15 protein-coding genes are annotated in these 18,583 nt (G+C 38.9%); all 15 read right to left on the bottom strand.

Annotation, left to right across the window (positions count from 1 at the left end; translation table 11 throughout):
• Position 1: 1 nt before the first annotated feature.
• On the bottom strand, positions 2–1,072 hold the full coding sequence (gene prfA / locus ACXYMZ_RS01855; protein ID WP_458946649.1) for a peptide chain release factor 1: 1,071 nt from the start codon (positions 1,070–1,072) through the stop codon (positions 2–4).
• A 24-nt stretch (positions 1,073–1,096) separates the two neighbouring features.
• Entirely contained in the window at positions 1,097–1,714 is a 618-nt protein-coding gene (locus ACXYMZ_RS01850) for a thymidine kinase (protein WP_458946648.1), read from the bottom strand.
• A gap of 245 nt (positions 1,715–1,959) precedes the next feature.
• Positions 1,960–2,205 carry a type B 50S ribosomal protein L31 gene (locus ACXYMZ_RS01845; protein ID WP_458946647.1) on the bottom strand — a complete coding sequence of 82 codons (246 nt, stop codon included), beginning with the start codon at positions 2,203–2,205 and terminating at the stop codon, positions 1,960–1,962.
• A gap of 408 nt (positions 2,206–2,613) precedes the next feature.
• A complete protein-coding gene (rho, locus tag ACXYMZ_RS01840) occupies positions 2,614–3,897 on the bottom strand; it encodes a transcription termination factor Rho (protein ID WP_458946646.1) in 1,284 nt (427 codons plus the stop codon).
• Between the two features lie 314 nt (positions 3,898–4,211).
• Positions 4,212–5,180: a class II fructose-bisphosphatase gene (gene glpX, locus ACXYMZ_RS01835; RefSeq protein WP_458946645.1), complete on the bottom strand. Its 969-nt coding sequence runs from the start codon at positions 5,178–5,180 to the stop codon at positions 4,212–4,214.
• Between the two features lie 324 nt (positions 5,181–5,504).
• Positions 5,505–6,791, bottom strand: a complete 1,287-nt coding sequence (locus tag ACXYMZ_RS01830) for a UDP-N-acetylglucosamine 1-carboxyvinyltransferase (RefSeq protein WP_458946644.1) — start codon at positions 6,789–6,791, stop codon at positions 5,505–5,507.
• Between the two features lie 145 nt (positions 6,792–6,936).
• Positions 6,937–7,590: a fructose-6-phosphate aldolase gene (fsa, locus tag ACXYMZ_RS01825; protein WP_458946643.1), complete on the bottom strand. Its 654-nt coding sequence runs from the start codon at positions 7,588–7,590 to the stop codon at positions 6,937–6,939.
• A gap of 74 nt (positions 7,591–7,664) precedes the next feature.
• Positions 7,665–8,519 (bottom strand): class II fructose-1,6-bisphosphate aldolase, encoded by an 855-nt coding sequence (fba, locus tag ACXYMZ_RS01820; protein ID WP_458946642.1) that lies wholly within the window; start codon positions 8,517–8,519, stop codon positions 7,665–7,667.
• A 229-nt stretch (positions 8,520–8,748) separates the two neighbouring features.
• Positions 8,749–9,240 carry a response regulator gene (locus ACXYMZ_RS01815; RefSeq protein WP_458946641.1) on the bottom strand — a complete coding sequence of 164 codons (492 nt, stop codon included), beginning with the start codon at positions 9,238–9,240 and terminating at the stop codon, positions 8,749–8,751.
• A gap of 113 nt (positions 9,241–9,353) precedes the next feature.
• Positions 9,354–10,961, bottom strand: coding sequence for a CTP synthase (locus tag ACXYMZ_RS01810; RefSeq protein ID WP_458946640.1), 1,608 nt, complete (start codon positions 10,959–10,961; stop codon positions 9,354–9,356).
• 203 nt (positions 10,962–11,164) lie between these two features.
• A complete protein-coding gene (gene rpoE / locus ACXYMZ_RS01805; protein WP_458946639.1) occupies positions 11,165–11,713 on the bottom strand; it encodes a DNA-directed RNA polymerase subunit delta in 549 nt (182 codons plus the stop codon).
• A 406-nt stretch (positions 11,714–12,119) separates the two neighbouring features.
• Positions 12,120–15,362: a fused isobutyryl-CoA mutase/GTPase IcmF gene (icmF, locus tag ACXYMZ_RS01800; protein ID WP_458946638.1), complete on the bottom strand. Its 3,243-nt coding sequence runs from the start codon at positions 15,360–15,362 to the stop codon at positions 12,120–12,122.
• A 25-nt stretch (positions 15,363–15,387) separates the two neighbouring features.
• Positions 15,388–16,005 (bottom strand): TetR/AcrR family transcriptional regulator, encoded by a 618-nt coding sequence (locus tag ACXYMZ_RS01795; RefSeq protein ID WP_458946637.1) that lies wholly within the window; start codon positions 16,003–16,005, stop codon positions 15,388–15,390.
• Between the two features lies 1 nt (position 16,006).
• The gene (gene meaB, locus ACXYMZ_RS01790; RefSeq protein ID WP_458946636.1) at positions 16,007–16,945 is read right to left on the bottom strand and encodes a methylmalonyl Co-A mutase-associated GTPase MeaB; all 939 of its coding nucleotides are present in this window, start codon (positions 16,943–16,945) and stop codon (positions 16,007–16,009) included.
• Positions 16,946–17,438: 493 nt separating this feature from the next.
• On the bottom strand, positions 17,439–18,578 hold the full coding sequence (locus ACXYMZ_RS01785; protein WP_458946635.1) for an acyl-CoA dehydrogenase: 1,140 nt from the start codon (positions 18,576–18,578) through the stop codon (positions 17,439–17,441).
• Positions 18,579–18,583 lie beyond the last annotated feature (5 nt).

Below are 18,583 nucleotides of genomic sequence, written 5' to 3'. Positions count from 1 at the left end.
ATTATTCACCTATTCGTGCAAGCTTTTCTGACTGCTCTTCTAGAGTAAGTGCTTCAATAAACTCTTCCATTTTCCCATCAAGAATTTGATCAAGTTTTTGAATTGTTAAACCAATTCGGTGATCTGTTACACGGTTTTGTGGGAAGTTATATGTGCGAATTCTCTCGGAACGGTCTCCTGTTCCGACAGCTGATTTACGACTTTCATCGTATTCAGCTTGTGCTTCTTGCTGGAATTTATCATAAACTCTTGCACGAAGTACTTTCATCGCTTTTTCTTTGTTCTTAATTTGTGATTTTTCATCTTGAATGGATACGACAATTCCTGTCGGCTCATGTGTTAAACGTACTGCTGACATTGTCGTGTTAACACTTTGTCCTCCAGGTCCACTTGAAGCAAATGTATCCACACGAATATCGTTATCATGAATATCAATTTCAACTTCTTCTGCTTCGGCTAAAACAGCAACTGTTGCTGTTGACGTGTGAATACGTCCACCTGATTCTGTCTCTGGAACACGTTGCACACGGTGCGCACCATTTTCATATTTCAATTGGGAGTATACATTTTTACCACTAATCATGAAAATTATTTCCTTGTAACCACCAACACCTGTTGAGTTTGCTTCCATAACTTCCGTTTTCCAGCCGTGATTTTCTGCGTAACGTGAATACATTCGATATAAATCACCTGCAAATAAAGCTGCTTCATCTCCACCAGCTGCACCACGAATTTCCATAATAACGTTTTTACCATCGTTTGGATCCTTTGGTAAAAGAAGGACTTTCATTTTTTCTTCTAAAGCAGTGATTTGCTCTTTTAATTCATCAATTTCTGCTTCAACCATTTCTTCCATTTCATTATCAAGCTCATCTTCTAGCATTTCTTTTGCATCGCTCAGTTGTGAAGAAAGATCTTTATGCTCACGGTATGCTAAAACAACTTCTTCTAAGCCTGATTGTTCTTTTCCGTAATCACGAAGTTTTGTCGGATCACTCGCGACTTCAGGATCGCTGAGCATTTCATTCAATTTATTATAACGGTCTTCTAATGCTTGTAATCGATCTAGCATGGTTAACACCTCTATTTTCTTTCTTTACTTGGATAGCTTAACGGCTTGTTGGCCATCTATTATAGGTTTATTCGGTACATCATGATGATGTCTGCATCTTGGTTCATATGATTCCGATGCACCAACAAGAATAATCGGATCATCATAAGATGCGGGTTTTCCATCAATTAAACGCTGTGTACGAGTAGCTGGTGAACCACAAACTGGACAAATTGCATTTAATTTCGTCACATATTCACTCATTGCCATTAGCTTCGGCATTGGGCCAAATGGTTCCCCACGGAAATCTGTATCTAGTCCAGCAGCAATAACTAGGATTCCTTGATTTGCCAACATATCAACAACTTCGATTATCGCTTCATCAAAAAACTGTATCTCATCTATTCCTACAATTTCCGTTTTTTCATCAATATTTTCTAAGATATCTTTTGCATTCTTCATCGGTCTTGCCATGATTGATGTCCCGTTATGGGATACAACTGATTGCTCGTCATAGCGATTATCAATAACAGGTTTGAATACACGGATGGACATATTTGCGTATGTTGCACGGCGCAGTCTACGTATAAGTTCTTCTGATTTACCCGAAAACATACTTCCACAAATTACCTCAATCCAACCATTTTGCTTCATCACATACATGAATTTGTACCTCTTTTCTTGCAATAAAATTTATGTAAAAAAATCTATATCCTTTAATAGTGTATACCAATATTCTAGAAAGTTTAACCCTATTCGATAATTTATTTATAAGTTATACAAATAAAAAACAGGCAAAAGTGTTTTCGACATTTTGCCTGTCTGTTATAGCCGCGAAGGAATGCCATCGTGGCTTTGTAATTAATCTTACTGAGAAGAAAAATAATCTCCTCAGCCATTTTGTAAACTTAGTTAATGTTATATTTCTTCTTGAAGCGATCCACACGTCCACCAACACGGTCAGCTTTTTGCTTACCTGTGTAGAACGGGTGAGAGTCTGAACTGATTTCTACTTTGATTAGTGGGTATGTGTTACCATCTTCCCATTCAATCGTTTCTTCTGAGCTTTTTGTAGAACCACTCAAGAATTTGAAATCTGAACTCGTATCAAGAAAAACTACTTTTCGGTATTCTGGATGAATATCCTTTTTCATTTTCTTCCACTCCTTTTTGCCCTGAATCCTGTGGAAACAGAGTTATTGTAAGAGCCGTCATAAGTGTAAAACCTTATCAAAACTCACATAGAAAGATTATACCAGTCAACGGTTCTATTTGCAATATTTTTTTGATACTTTTAGCTTCCTTTGTTTGAGTGGTGCAAAATCCACCTTTCTCTTGGAAGTCCGCAATCCCGATACACCTACGCTTTCCGTGGGCGGCTAATGAGCTACCTCAGACGCAAGCGTCTTCGGCATCTCATTAAAGCCTTTGTTCCCACAGGAGTCTTCGGTGTATCGGGATTGCTCCCTGCTAAAATTATTAATGTATTATTTTACCGCGAGTGGCATTCGAACTGCGGAACTCAAAAAGTAGTGCATTTTTTATTTCAAAGTAATTAATCTCTAATTCTTCTTCATACCTTTACGTTTCATTTCTTCGTTTAGTTGCTCGAAGAATTCTTCGTTGGATTTGGTTGATTTGATTTTCTTTAGGAAGCGCTCGAGGAAGTCGTTGGAATCTTGCATGGTTTTGCGGATCATCCACATTTTGTCCAACTGTTCTTTATCAACAAGCAATTCTTCTTTTCTTGTACCCGAGTGTAATATATCAATTGCTGGGAAAATTCTGCGGTTTGCTAGATTACGGTCAAGGTGTAATTCCATATTACCAGTACCTTTGAATTCTTCATAAATTACATCATCCATACGTGATCCCGTATCGATTAGGGCTGTTGCTAAAATTGTGAAGCTACCGCCTTCTTCAATATTACGCGCCGCTCCGAAGAAACGTTTTGGACGGTGGAAAGCTGCTGGATCAATACCACCTGATAATGTTCTTCCACTTGGAGGGATGACTAGGTTATATGCTCTCGCAAGTCTAGTAATACTATCCATTAGTACGATTACGTCACGTTTATGCTCTACAAGACGCATGGCACGCTCTAGAACGAGTTCTGAGACGCGAATATGACTCTCTGGTACTTCATCGAAAGTCGAGCTTACAACGTCAACGTCAGGAGCAACTGAACGTTCGATATCCGTAACTTCTTCAGGTCGTTCATCAACTAGTAAAATAATTAATTTTGCTTCTGGGTGATTCTGTGAAATACTGTTCGCAATTTCCTTGATTAACATCGTTTTTCCAGCTTTTGGCGGTGCTACGATTAGCCCACGTTGGCCAAAACCTACTGGAGTCATCATATCAATGATTCTTGTAGATAATTGGTTATGCTCATTTTCTAGTTTCATAAAACGGTCTGGGTATAGTGCTGTAAGTCCTGGGAAATGCACGCGTTCCTTCGAAGAATCAGGGTCTTCGCTATTTACCGCGTCTACATGTAGTAAACCGTAATAACGCTCATTTTCCTTTGGAGGGCGTACTTTACCAGACACTTTATCACCATTACGAAGATCGAATCGACGAATTTGTGAAGCAGATATGTAAATGTCCTCTGCACTTGGTGAATAGTTGATTGGTCTTAAGAAACCGAAGCCTTCTGAAGGGATAATTTCTAAAACACCATCCATAAATAAGAAGCCGTCTTTTTCTGCTTGTCCTTTTAGGATGGCAAAAATAAGTTCTTTTTTTGTTAATTTTGCATAGTAAGAGATTTTATATTCTTTTGCCAGGGCATATAACTCTTTTAAAGTTAATGTCTCTAATTGAGAAATTGTTAGTTCAGCCATAAAATTATCACGCCTATTCTTTTTTTCGTGTTTTGATTGGTCATACGTTTGAGAATGTTCCATTTCTTAATATGAAAGTCTTTAGAAGAAACGAAGAGTTAAGTTGGAAGTATACTTAGAAGTGTTAAAAAATATTCCTTTGAGAGAATTGTTCTTTGATAAATATACTGTAAACATCTTTTATAATACACTTTCGACAACAAATATTCAACAATTCCTATAAAAATCCTGAAAGCGTTTTTAAGTCTTAAAAGATTTGCTAGAAAATGAAGGAAGGAAGCCAGTGTGAGGCTTCCTTCACTATCCATTAAAATCTATTGTTCCATAACTAAATTTGGCTTCTTAATTAGACTATGTTCTCCTTGAACGAATCGTACAGTACCGCTTTTCGCGCGTAAAACAACTGTTTCTGTCGTTGCTTTTGAGCCCTTGAACTGAACACCTTTTAAAAGTTCTCCGTCGGTAACACCTGTAGCTGCAAAGATTGCGTCATCTCCACTACAGAAGTCATCCATATAGAATACTTTGTCTAAATCTTCGATGCCCATCTCTTTACAACGTGCACGTTCTTCGTCATTTGAAGGAATTAGTTTTCCTTGAATTTCACCACCGAGACATTTTAATGCTGCTGCTGCAAGTACTGCTTCTGGCGCGCCACCGACTCCTAAAAGGATATCGACACCCGTATGATCAAAAGCTGTATTTATTGCTGCTGCAACGTCACCGTCTGGTATTAATTTAATTCTTGCACCCGTGTTTCTAACCTCTTGAATGAGTTTTTCATGTCTAGGTCTGTCTAGCACGGTTACTAGTAAATCTTCTATTTTTTTGTTTTTTGCTGCTGCAACAGCTTTTAGATTATCAACAACTGATGCATTGATATCTACTTTGCCAACTGCATCAGGTCCAACTGCTATTTTATCCATATACATATCTGGAGCATGGAGTAATGTACCTTTATCTGCGATTGCAACTACTGCTAGGGCGTTCCATGTACCTTGTGCCACGATTGATGTACCTTCGAGAGGATCAACTGCAACATCGACACCTGGACCATCACCTGTACCTAGCTTTTCGCCAATATAAAGCATTGGTGCTTCGTCCATTTCTCCTTCACCGATGACAACTACTCCCTGCATCGGAATCGTATCGAAGACGGTGCGCATTGCGGTTGTTGCTGCATCGTCAGCCTCATTCTTCAAACCTCTCCCCATCCAGCGGGCAGAACCCAAGGCTGCTGCTTCCGTCACACGAACTAACTCCATTGATAAACTTCTTTCCATCAGCTGTCCTCTCCTCTTTCATAAAGTTCCCTCATCCCAAAAAGGAAATTATATATGAATGATGAGAAGTACTTTAAAACTTTTTTTCTATATAAATTAGGCGCAGTTAACATTTAATGTTGTCTTGAGGGTAACCCCGCTTCGGAAATATACTTCGCTTTCCGCGGGCGGCTGGTGAGCCTCCTCATTCGCAAGCGAATTGCGGGGTCTCACCGTTGCCTTGCTTCCCGCAGGAGTCTTCGTATATTTCCGAAGCTTAATTTACACTTCTTACTTTTCTATCGTTGATAATTCAACAACAATAAGCTTCAACATAGCCATTAATCATGAATTTTGTATTTGTAAAATTTCACTTTCTGTCATATCTTCCCTCCAGATTTTGGCTCCGAGAGCTGACAGTTTTTCTGTGATATCTTCATAGCCTCTATCTATATGATCGACACCTGTGATTTCAGTAATGCCATTTGCCATCATTCCAGCAATAATTAAAGCTGCTCCAGCACGTAAATCTGATGCTTTCACGCGAGCACTTTCTAATTGTACTGGTCCATTGACGATGACAGAGCCACCCTCAACTTTGATATGTGCATTCATTCTTCTCAGTTCGTCAATATGCTTTAGGCGTGCGGAATAGATTGTATCTGTAATGACACCTGTCGTTTGTGCTTTTGTTAAAAGCGTTGTGAAAGGTTGTTGTAAATCTGTCGGGAATCCTGGGTATACGAGTGTTTTAATGTCTACACTATTTAGCTTTTTGCTTGGTATAATGAGCAATTGTTCATCACTTTCTTGAACAGATACACCCATTTCACGAAGCTTGGCAATAACGGATTCAATATGCTGGGAAATGACGTTATCAATAATTACTTCTTCTCCCATTGCAGCTGCTGCAATTGCATATGTTCCTGCTTCAATTCGGTCAGGAATGATTGTATGTCTACATCCATGAAGTTTTTCCACACCTTCAATACGAATAACATCTGTTCCTACACCTTTAATTTTAGCACCCATATTATTAAGTAATGTGGCGACATCGATAATTTCTGGCTCTTTTGCAGCATTTTCGATGACTGTTTTTCCTTTAGCCTTCACTGCTGCGAGCATAATATTAATTGTTGCACCAACACTTACTACGTCAAGATAAATACGGGCTCCACGAAGCTCGTCCGCACGAAGATAAATAGCACCTTGTTCATTCGTTACGGTTGCACCAAGTGCTTCAAATCCCTTGATATGTTGATCGATTGGGCGAGGTCCAAGATAACAACCTCCAGGCAGACCAATTACTGCTTTCTTAAATTTCCCGAGCATTGCGCCCATAAAATAATAAGAAGCTCTTAGCTGCTTCACTTTCCCATTAGGAAGTGGCATGGAAACCATTTTCTCGGGATTAATTGTTAGGTCTTGTCCGTCCCAAGCGACTTCTCCACCAATTTCTTGAAGTAAATCACTTAATGTGAAAACGTCTGAAATATTTGGTAGCCCTTCAATCGTAACTTCAGTATCCGCAAGAATGGATGCTGGTAATAATGCAACTGCACTATTTTTTGCACCACTTATTCTTACCTTCCCATTTAAAGGATGTCCACCTTCGATTAAAATTTTCTGCATCAATTACTCACTCCTAGTGAGGCATTTCAATTTTATATTTTTGGTGTTGTTAGAGTTGGATAAGTGGAAGGACCCGCTCGGAAAAATACTTCACTTCTAATCCTTTAACGAGTAAAACTTCAATAATCCACTTTAACATCACCATTTATTTAACGTTATCTTTTGCTTTGTTCCAGTCTTCTAGAAAACGTTGAATGCCTTGATCTGTCAATGGATGTTTGACGAGTTGCTCCAGTACATTATAAGGGATTGTTGCGATGTGCGCACCATTTAGTGCTGCCTCTGTTACATGTAATGGATGGCGAATGGATGCTGCGATAATTTCTGACTTAATGCCATGAATGTCAAAAATATTTGCGATGCTAGAGATTAAGTCCATTCCGTCATGTCCGATATCATCTAAACGTCCCAAGAACGGTGATACATAGCTTGCTCCAGCACGTGCAGCAAGTAATGCTTGGTTCGCATTAAAAATCAACGTAACGTTTGTTTTTATATTTAATTCACTCAATGTTTTTACTGCTTTTAGGCCTTCGAGTGTCATTGGAACTTTAACTGTGATATTTGGTGCGATTGCAGCAAGTTCTTTTCCTTCTTCAATCATGCCTTCTGCATCTTCTGCAATTACTTCAGCACTTACTGAACCGGAAACTTCATCTGTAATCTCTCCAAGTCGTTCATGAAAAGATACGCCTTCCTTTGCTACAAGAGAAGGATTTGTTGTTACTCCCGCAAGAATACCTAAAGCATTTGCTGCGCGAATATCTTCTATATTTGCTGTATCAATGAAAAATTTCATTCATAATCCCTCCATTTTTTGTATTACATCGTTGTTGTTGTCTCGTTTGTATGGCTCGAGATGCACTTTTATACTTACGCTTGATTCGAAGAACCAAACTCACGCATTTTACCTTTAACCGTTTCTTTAATTGCTTCTGTACCTGGTCCAAGGTATTTACGCGGATCATATAAATCAGGCTTCTGTGCTAAAACTTCACGGACTGCCTTTGCTTGAGCAATTTGGTTATCTGTATTAACATTAATTTTTGCTGTTCCTAAAGAAATTGCTCTTTCAATATCTTTTGTCGGGATTCCCGTTCCACCATGTAGTACAAGAGGAACATCCACAAGTCCAAGAATTTCTTCCATTTCTTTAAAACCAAGATTAGGTTCGCCTTTGTATGGTCCGTGAACAGAACCTAATGCAGGTGCTAAGCAATCTACATTTGTTTCTTTCACTAGTCTCTCACATTCTTTAGTATCTGCATACATGATGCCACCGATAACGCCGTCTTCTTCTCCACCAACTGTACCTACTTCGGCTTCAACAGACACACCGTGAATATGTGCGAGTTCTACTACTTGCTTCGTGATTCGAATATTATCTTCGATTGGTGAATGTGATGCATCAATCATAACGGATGTGAACCCAGCATGGATTGCTTCTGCACAAGCTTTAAAACTTGAACCATGATCAAGATGAATTGCTACAGGAACGGTCGTACCATATGAATCCATAAGGGATTTCACCATTGCAACGACAACATTGAATCCACCCATATATTTTGCAGCACCTTCAGAAACACCAAGAATAACTGGTGATTTTTCTTCTTCTGCTGCTTGGAGAATCGCTTGAGCATATTCCAAGTTATTTATGTTATATTGGCCAATTGCGTATCCATTTTCTTTACCCTTTTCTAGCATTTCTTTCATAGAAACAAGTGCCATAATCCATTTCCTCCTCGAAAATTATAATCAAAATTACGATTTAAATTGAATTACCCCAAGCTTTCGTTATGTATTCAGATTTCAAGGGTTACATTTGAATCGATTTTATAGTATAAGAATAACAAGTCCTTTGCTAGAGCGCAACTTATAAAGGGTTAACTGCATACGAATAGAGTGATAAATGGCGTGCCCCAAAAAATTAATTGAAGTTATGAAAAGTAAATGCTTTTCATAACTTCTTATCTTTTGCGAGAATCCTTTTAACTTCTTCGCCAATATCAAGTACATTAAATGGTTTTGCCATTATTTTTTTTACAAGTGGTATTTTTTCAATATCCATTTGGAAATTCTCAACGAGTCCCGTCATTACGATTACTGGAATGTATATTCCGAGTTCCTCCATTTTTTTCAGGACCTCTTTACCATCAATAATGGGCAATTTATAATCGAGCATTAGTAAATCAAATTGTTTTTCTTTAAGTTTATTAAGGGCTTCTTCACCCGTGCTAGCTGTAGTTACACGATAACCTTCATATATTAGAATATCCGATAATAATAATCGTATTCCAGGCTGGTCATCTACAATCAAGATTTCTTCCTGCATTTTTAAATTGCCTCCTCCTTCATTTTTATCCCCTATATTGACTTCTCTATCTTTGTTAGTTTTTCCTTCTTTTTGAAGTAACTTTTTTAAAAATCGGAATAATTTAGTTAATAACATTTTAAATTTGCGATTAATTTCCGGGTGAATTTACCAAATTTGTATTTGAAAGAAGAAAATCTATAGACGAAAAAACAGAGCATCTCATTATAAGATACTCTGTTTACTTTCAATTAATTCTCTGCATGTTGAACGGATGCGCCGATAAAGCCTTGGAAAAGAGCTTGTGCTCTTGTTGGGCGTGACGTGAATTCTGGGTGGAATTGGCTTGCTACAAACCATGGATGATCTTGCAGTTCAATGATTTCCACAAGTTTTCCATCAGGGCTTTTTCCAGAAGCAATAAAACCTTTCGCTTCAAGTTTTTCTACATACTCATTATTTAATTCGTAACGATGGCGGTGACGTTCTTCGATCATGTCAACGTTATTATATGCTGCTTTTGTTTTTGTTCCATCAACAAGCTTACATGGATATGCGCCGAGGCGTAGAGTTCCACCGATATCGATAACATCTTTTTGATCTGCTTGAAGTGCGATAACTGGATGTGGTGTATCAGGTGCAATCTCTGTTGAGTGTGCATCTTCTAAGCCAAGTACGTTTCTCGCAAATTCAACTGCTGCAAGCTGCATTCCTAAGCAAATTCCTAGGAAGGGAATTTTATTCTCTCTTGCGTAACGAATCGCTTCAATTTTTCCATCGATTCCACGGTCGCCAAAGCCACCTGGTACAACGATCCCGTCTACATGTGCTAATTCTTCTGCAATTGCTTCTTTTGTTAATGTTTCTGAATTAATCCAATGAACATTAATGTCTGTGTCGAAGTCATAACCAGCGTGCTTTAAAGACTCTACAACAGAAAGGTAAGCATCAGGTAATTCTACATATTTTCCAACTAAACCGATTTCGGTTACTTTCGAAAGATTACTTACTTTGTCAATTAGCTTTTTCCATTCAGACATATCTGCTTCAGGGAAAGTTAATTTAAAACGATTTAAAACTAGTTGATCTAAATGCTGCTCTTGAAGCGAGATTGGAATCTCGTACAAGTTTTCTGCATCAGGCATTTCGATTACTGCTTCTTCGTCGATATCACAGAATAATGCAATCTTCTCTTTTTGTTCTTTTGATACATCTGCTTCGGTACGTAAAACGATAATATCTGGTTGGATACCGAGGGAACGCAACTCTTTAACGCTATGCTGAGTTGGCTTTGTTTTCAACTCACCTGCAGCTTTGATATAAGGTACAAGTGTACAGTGGACATACATGACACTTTCTTTACCTACTTCATTCTTAATTTGACGAATGGCTTCAAGGAAAGGAAGTGATTCAATATCCCCAACTGTTCCACCAATTTCCGTAATAACGACATCTGCATTTGTAGCTGCTCCAGCACGGAAAACTTGGTCTTTAATTTCATTTGTAATATGTGGAATCACCTGAACAGTTCCGCCAAGATAATCTCCGCGACGCTCTTTTTTGATGACCGTCGAATATACTTTTCCTGTCGTAATATTGCTGTACTTATTTAAATTAATATCAATAAAACGCTCGTAATGGCCTAAGTCTAAATCAGTTTCTGCACCATCATTTGTCACAAAAACTTCTCCATGCTGATATGGGCTCATTGTTCCTGGGTCAACGTTGATATATGGATCGAACTTTTGGATGGTTACTTTTAATCCACGATTTTTCAAAAGACGTCCGAGTGATGCTGCTGTTATTCCCTTACCTAACGAAGAAACCACGCCACCTGTTACGAATATAAATTTAGTCACTGTTTTCCCTCTTTCTTCCTGTTATTCTATTTTCAAGCCCGTCCAATGACGAGTTATCAAGTATTTCGAAGAGACTCTTCTATAAAAAAATAAAAGCGTCTTCCCAATTTAAACTGGGAAAACGCCTGTTAATGAATTTAAGGAGCCCAAATAAAATTGTACTCATAGTGAAATAAAATGTCAAGTAACGCTTTAGAAAAATATTAGTCTTCTTCCTCTTCATCGTCAACATTGTCAGATATTTCTTCTTCAAGGTCCTCTTCTTCTACATCTAATTCTTCGTCGAGTTCGATAAAGTCTTCATCTTCCTCTTCATCGTCGTCATCCTCGTCTTCTTCTTCTCCGAGTTCTACTAATTCAAGATCATCTTCTAACTCTAGATCATCTTCATCAAGCTCGTCTAGTTCATCTTCGTCTTCATCTAGATCGTCGTCAGCTTTTTTCTTGGTTTTACGCTTCTTCTTCTTCGGTGGAGCTGTGATTTCTTCATCTGCTTGTTCTACTGGGTACCAAACTTTTAATCCCCAAACGTTTGAACCAAGCGTGATAAATCCTCCATCTACATTTAGTTCTGTGTAGAATTGTGCAATTTTTTCTTCTTTTTGTTTTTTTGTTAGTCCTTTTATTTCAGCAACTTGATCGTAAATTTCTTGGAAAGATAATGCTTTTTTTGCATCTTTTAAAATAAGTTCTGCTATTGCTAGCATTGGTTTTGTTTTCAATTCTTCTTTGCTAAAGTCTTTTAAACTCACGTCTATGCACTCCTTTTACTGTATTGATAATGGCAAATACCTTTTGCAACCATAATGAATCTTGCAGAAATGTGCAAGTGTTTCTTATAAAATATTATTTAATTATCAACTATAATAAACATACCTTTTCATTATATACAAGTCTATAGTCAATATGCTATAGATAAATGTTTATATTTAATAAAATTCTGCTGATAAAGTTTTATGTAGTTGGGAGTGTCTATCCGCTTTGGAAAATTACTTCGACCGTCGCTTTAACTGACTTGAGATTAGATAGTATGCAACAAACAGCCCCAGGAATATACCCAGCGCTCCATTGATAGCTTATAGGGCTATCAACATTAAGGAGTGCTGTTCTATTCCTGGAGCTGTTGCGCTTATTACATGCTCTTAGATAAATAATTTGTTACATATTTCTTCTGTATTGCCCGCCTACTTCGTAAAGAGCGCTTGTGATTTGGCCAAGGCTTGCTACTTTTACTGTTTCTAGAAGTTCTGCGAAAATGTTGCCTCCTGAAACGGCTACTTGTTTTAGTTTAACTAATGCTTCTTCTGTCTTATCTGCGTGGCTCTTCTGGAATTTACGCAGCTCTGTAATTTGATGCTGCTTTTCTTCTTGGGAAGCACGTGCCAATTCCATTGAATCAATGTCTTCATCTGAAGGTGGATTCGGATTTAGGTAAGTGTTTACCCCAACAATTGGTAGTTCACCAGAATGTTTTTTATGCTCATAGTAAAGTGATTCTTCTTGAATTTTACCACGTTGGTATTGACGCTCCATTGCACCAAGTACGCCACCGCGATCATTCATTTTTTCAAACTCTTGTAGAACTGCTTCTTCGACAAGATCTGTCAGCTCTTCAACAATAAATGAACCTTGTGTTGAGTTCTCATTTTTTGTTAAACCAAATTCTTTGTTAATAATCATTTGGATTGCCATTGCACGACGAACGGATTCTTCTGTTGGTGTTGTGATTGCTTCGTCATATGCATTGGTATGAAGTGAGTTCGTGTTATCTTGAATCGCAAGCAATGCCTGTAATGTCGTACGAATATCATTAAAATCGATTTCCTGTGCGTGCAGAGAACGTCCTGAAGTTTGGATGTGATACTTCAACTTCTGGCTGCGTTCACTTGCTCCGTATTTCTCTTTCATCGCAATTGCCCAAATACGACGTGCTACACGTCCAATTACTGTATATTCTGGGTCAAGTCCGTTTGAAAAGAAGAAGGATAGATTCGGTGCAAATTTATCGATATCCATGCCACGGCTCAGATAATATTCTACATATGTGAATCCATTCGCTAGAGTAAATGCAAGCTGCGTAATTGGGTTTGCTCCAGCTTCTGCGATATGGTAGCCAGAAATAGAAACTGAGTAATAGTTACGAACTTGTTTTTCAATAAAGTACTCTTGAATATCTCCCATCATGCGAAGTGCGAACTCTGTAGAGAAAATACAAGTGTTTTGTCCTTGGTCTTCTTTTAAAATATCTGCTTGAACTGTACCGCGAATAACTGAGATGGTTGACTGCTTAATCTCTTCATATTCTTCTTGGTTTGGTTCACGATTATTTTCTTCTTTAAAAATCGCTACTTGCTGGTCAATCGCTGTATTGAAGTACATTGCTAAAATAATCGGCGCTGGCCCATTAATTGTCATCGACACAGATGTTAATGGATCCGTTAAATCAAAGCCATTATATAATTTCTTCATATCTTCAAGTGTACAAATGTTTACGCCACTCTCACCAATTTTCCCGTAAATATCCGGGCGTTCTGCTGGATCTTCCCCGTAAAGTGTTACAGAGTCAAATGCCGTTGATAGACGTTTTGCTTCTGCATCTTTCGATAAATAGTGGAAACGACGGTTTGTACGTTCTGGTGTTCCTTCTCCAGCGAATTGTCTTGTTGGGTCTTCGCCTTCACGTTTGAATGGGAATACTCCTGCTGTAAATGGAAATGCACCTGGAACGTTTTCTTTCATCAGCCAGCGTAGACGCTCGCCCCAATCCTTGAAGCGTGGGAATGCTACTTTTGGTATTTTTAGACCTGATAGAGATTCAGTTGTAATTTGTGTAACGATTTCTTTGTCACGAACCTTGAATGTTAATGTTTCTTGGCTGTATTTGTCCTGCGTATCTTCCCATGAGTCAAGGAGCTCACCGGCCGTATGATCCAATTTCTTCTCGTATTGGTCAATCGTTTGTTTGATTAATTCTGTTACCTCTTCGTCTTCGATAACCTCAAGCGTACCTTGCAATTGGTATAGCTTTCTAGCAACCTCACTTTGTGATTCTACTTTTTCATTGTAACTACGAATGAAATTAGAAATCTCTCTTAAATAGTGACGACGATCAGAAGTAATGATTTGATTTTGTTTTTCGGAAAGCACATTTCTTTCAAATGTAATTTCTTCTTCCCAACCATAACGCTCATTCAATGTATCAATTATTGATGCAAATAATGAGTTTGTTCCTTTGTCATTAAATTGACTCGCAATGGTACCGAAAACTGGGAACTTCTCTTTATCCTTACCAAATAACATACGACTACGCTCGTATTGTTTGCGAACTTGGTTCAATGCATCTTCTGAACCTCTTTGTTCAAATTTATTAATAACAATGAAGTCAGCATAATCAATCATATCGATTTTCTCTAATTGCGAAGGTGCACCGAATTCTGCTGTCATAACATACATAGACAGATCCGTTACATCAGTAATCGCAGCGTTTCCTTGCCCGATTCCACTTGTTTCCACAATCGCAAAGTCGAATCCAGTTGCACGAACAACATCAAGTGCATCATTGATTGCAGTGGAAAGTTCGTCACGTGAATCACGAGTAGCAAGCGAACGCATATATACACGGTCACTGAAAATAGCATTCATACGAATACGGTCACCGAGTAGCGCCCCACCTGTTTTTCTTTTCGTTGGGTCAATGGAAATAATCGCAATCTTTTTATCTGGAACTTCGTTTAAGAAACGACGGATGAGTTCATCTGTTAACGAACTCTTACCTGCTCCACCTGTTCCAGTAATTCCGAGAACTGGAAGGTTTTTATTTCCTTTTTCTCTAAACTCTTTTAGAAGGTTTTGTTTTTCTTCTGATGCACTATCAGTATTTTCCATAAAGGTAATAAACTTCGCTAAGGCATCGCGCTCACTACTGTAGAGGCGTTCTTTTTCCTTTGCTATGTCAATTGGTAGCATCGTATCACATTGTTCGACCATGCGATTAATCATGCCTTGCAGTCCGTATTTACGGCCATCTTCTGGTGAGAAAATCCAGTCTACTCCATATGCATGAAGTTCTTTAATTTCTCGCGGAATAATTGTTCCACCCCCACCACCGTACACTCTAATGTGATCTGCACCTAACTCTTTAAGTAGGTCTACTACGTATTTGAAATATTCCACGTGACCACCTTGGTAAGATGAAATTGCGATTGCTTGTGCATCCTCTTGAACCGCTGCATATACAACCTCTTCCACCGAGCGATTATGGCCAAGGTGAATAACTTCCACACCAGTTGACTGTAAAATTCTACGCATAATATTAATCGAAGCATCGTGTCCGTCGAAAAGACTTGAAGCCGTAACAAAACGAACAGGATTCTTCGGTTGATAAACCTCTACTTGACTCATCTTCTTTCTCCTCCCTATATTAAAATTATTTATCCGTTCCAATTCCCCTTAAGTTCAACTTAATTTGTTCTTCGATATATTCATCCAATGTGTAGGTTTTTTGTAAAATCCATCTTCTGAAACCCCACATATGCCCTTGAACAAATATATTATTCGCTACTAATGCTGCTGTTTTCTCTGATATGCCGTCTGGAATACAGGCAAGAATTACTTTTTCAAGCATTTTTACCATGTCTTTTTCTTTTTGAAGGACGTATCTTCTTGTCTCTTTGTTTAAGCCCTTCATTTCTTGGTAAAGAACGAGAATTTTCTCCTGCATATCATCCATCAGGATAAAATAAGATCTGATTACTGCTTCTAAGCTTTCAATCGATGGATTATCAAGATGAATCGCTTTATCCATTCGTTCTTGCACTTCTTCGTAAATGGAATCACATACGAGAAAAAGTACGTCTTCTTTTTTACGAATATATTCATAAAGCGTGCCTATACTGAAGCCTGATTCTTTTGCGATTTCCCTTGTGGTTGTGCGGTGGAAGCCTTTTTCTTTAAAAAGCTTTACTGCACCTTGAATCATCTGCTCTCTTCGCACTTTAATCAAATCTTGGTCTTTCACTGAGGAAAGCACTTGACTATTTTTCATATCATTTCTTGCCTCCTTCCTTTTTCCAACTTTCATACCAGTCGCTAGCAAGTTTATATGGATCCGCATTTTCATCGATTTCGTGTAGCTCTTGGTTTTTTCCTACAAAACTTTCTACATCTCGCCAAATTTCTTCACGAATTAATTCATAAATTTCTAATTCTCTCTGGAAAACGCGTTTCTTTTTTCCTTGTTCTGTACTGTAAAGGAATGTGTGATGTTCTTTCAACTTCTCCCAAAGCTTATCTATTCCTTTATCTTCAGTAGTAATTGTTTTAACAATCGGAACTTGATAGTCCTCGGTTGCTGTAATCATTACTAATTCTTTCAATAAAGCTTTTAGTTTCCCAAACCCGTGGAGGTCTGCTTTGTTAATGACAAAAAGATCCGCAATTTCCATGATTCCTGCTTTAAAAACTTGCAAGACATCGCCACTATTTGGTGTCAGGACTACTGCTGTTGTATCAACAATTTTCATGATATCGAGTTCGGATTGGCCGACACCTACTGTTTCTACAATGATGACGTCAAATCCATACGCATCACAAACGCGAATCGCATCTTTTGTTGCTCGGGCCAGCCCGCCCAAGCTTCCACGAGTTGCCATGCTTCGGATATAAACGCCGTCGTCATTGAAATGTTCGTTCATACGGACGCGGTCTCCGAGCAATGCTCCGCCACTGAATGGACTTGTCGGGTCGACTGCGATTACGGCTACGGTTTTATTTTCTTTACGAATTTGTGTAATTAATCGGTTTACAAGGGAGCTTTTTCCTGCTCCAGGTGAGCCTGTCAGACCAACGTATATGGCATTTTTTTGCTGGGAAAAGACATCGCTTAATAGCTCAAGCTTTTCAGGATGATCGTTCTCCACCATCGTGATCGCTTTAGCTAAAGCACGTATATCCTTTTGCTTCATTCTTTCAACAAGTTTATGCATCGTGGCCTTCCTTTCGACTTCTATTTATCATTTATGCATGTGGTGAAAATATTATGGTTAGCTCTTCGGTCGTCGCTTCGGAAAAACGCACTCCGCTTTCCACGGGCACGGCCTCAGCCTCCTCGGAAGAAAACCACTTCCTGCGGGGTCTTCGGGCTCGTGCTTTTTCCGTAGGAGTCTCCGTGCGTTTTTCCTTTGCTGGGTATAGAGTATTCCTATTATAAAAGACTCAATCAATACGATACCCAGTTCAGAATAAGCTAATAATAATTAAAGAACTAACTATTAACTTTTCCTGGGAGCAGTTCGAATACCCCGACACTCCAACAGGAGGATAGGCTTAGGTGAGACCCCGGAGTGCTTTAGCACGAGGAGGCTCACCAGCCGCCTGTGGAAAGGGAGGGGTATTCGAACTGCGGACCTCCATCAGAACAGTTGCAAGTAAAATTCTATGTGTTCTATCACCAAAAGTAACTATTTTAAAATTCCCTAATTATTTCGTTAGCATTCTGCCAATAACGAGGCGTTGGACTTCTTGGGTGCCTTCGTAGATTTGGGTGATTTTGGCGTCGCGCATGTAGCGTTCGACTGGGTAATCTTTCGTGTAGCCGTAGCCACCAAAGACTTGAACTGCTTCGACAGTAATGCGCATTGCAGCATCTCCTGCGAATAGTTTCGACATTGCTGATTCTTTACCATATGGCTTGCCTTCACTTTCTAACCATGCCGCTTGGTACGTTAACAGACGAGCTGCTTCAACTTCTGTTGCCATGTCTGCAAGCTTAAATGAAATTCCTTGGTTATGCGCGATTGGCTTTCCGAATTGTTCACGCTCTTTCGCATAGTTTACAGCTGCATCTAATGCTCCTTGAGCAATTCCAACTGCTTGTGCAGCGATTCCGTTACGACCACCGTCAAGTGTTGTCATCGCAATTTTGAATCCGTCGCCTTCTTCTCCTAGTAAGTTTCCTTTTGGAATACGGCAGTTTTCAAAAATAAGCTCTGTTGTAGGAGATGAACGAATACCTAGTTTTTTCTCTTTTTTACCGAATGAGAATCCTTCTGTTCCTTTTTCAACGATAAACGCACTAATTCCGCGGTGCTTCGATTCTGGATCTGTTTTCGCAAATACGATGTAAATATCACCTACACCACCATTTGTAATCCAAACTTTATTCCCGTTTAGGATATAATCGTCGCCATCTTTTTTCGCTAGTGTTTGCATTGCTGCTACGTCACTTCCAGCTCCAGGCTCTGATAATGCATATGCTCCTAATGCCTCTCCTGTTGCAAGACGTGTTAGGAAGTTTTTCTTTTGTTCTTCATTTCCGTATTTATAGATTGGCCAGCTTGCTAAAGATAAATGCGCAGAAAGAGTTACACCTGTTGATGCACAAACACGCGACAATTCTTCAACAGCGATACAGTAGCTTACATAATCTGCTCCAATTCCACCATATTCTTCAGGCCATGGAATTCCTGTTAGTCCAAGTTCAGCCATTTTATCGAAAATTCCACGGTCAAAACGTTCTTCTTCATCACGCTCTGCTGCTGTTGGTTCTACTTCTTTTGCTGCAAAATCTCGTACCATTTTTCTTAGCATTTGTTGTTCTTCTGTTAATTGAAAGTTCACTTCGT

The sequence above is a fragment of the Oceanobacillus sp. CAU 1775 genome (assembly GCF_054482815.1).
Note: the sequence above shows the minus strand (reverse complement) of the source record. Positions and strands in the feature narration are given on the sequence as shown.

Coding starts and splice junctions, on each gene's coding strand:
- ACXYMZ_RS01850 (WP_458946648.1), bottom strand. CDS start 1,714: ATGTATGTGATGAAGCAAAATGGTTGGATTGAGGTAATTTGTGGAAGT.
- glpX (WP_458946645.1), bottom strand. CDS start 5,180: ATGGAAAGAAGTTTATCAATGGAGTTAGTTCGTGTGACGGAAGCAGCA.
- ACXYMZ_RS01795 (WP_458946637.1), bottom strand. CDS start 16,005: ATGAAAAATAGTCAAGTGCTTTCCTCAGTGAAAGACCAAGATTTGATT.
- prfA (WP_458946649.1), bottom strand. CDS start 1,072: ATGCTAGATCGATTACAAGCATTAGAAGACCGTTATAATAAATTGAAT.
- icmF (WP_458946638.1), bottom strand. CDS start 15,362: ATGAGTCAAGTAGAGGTTTATCAACCGAAGAATCCTGTTCGTTTTGTT.
- ACXYMZ_RS01845 (WP_458946647.1), bottom strand. CDS start 2,205: ATGAAAAAGGATATTCATCCAGAATACCGAAAAGTAGTTTTTCTTGAT.
- fsa (WP_458946643.1), bottom strand. CDS start 7,590: ATGAAATTTTTCATTGATACAGCAAATATAGAAGATATTCGCGCAGCA.
- rho (WP_458946646.1), bottom strand. CDS start 3,897: ATGGCTGAACTAACAATTTCTCAATTAGAGACATTAACTTTAAAAGAG.
- fba (WP_458946642.1), bottom strand. CDS start 8,519: ATGGCACTTGTTTCTATGAAAGAAATGCTAGAAAAGGGTAAAGAAAAT.
- ACXYMZ_RS01830 (WP_458946644.1), bottom strand. CDS start 6,791: ATGCAGAAAATTTTAATCGAAGGTGGACATCCTTTAAATGGGAAGGTA.
- ACXYMZ_RS01815 (WP_458946641.1), bottom strand. CDS start 9,240: ATGTTATTAACTAAATTATTCCGATTTTTAAAAAAGTTACTTCAAAAA.
- meaB (WP_458946636.1), bottom strand. CDS start 16,945: ATGCATAAACTTGTTGAAAGAATGAAGCAAAAGGATATACGTGCTTTA.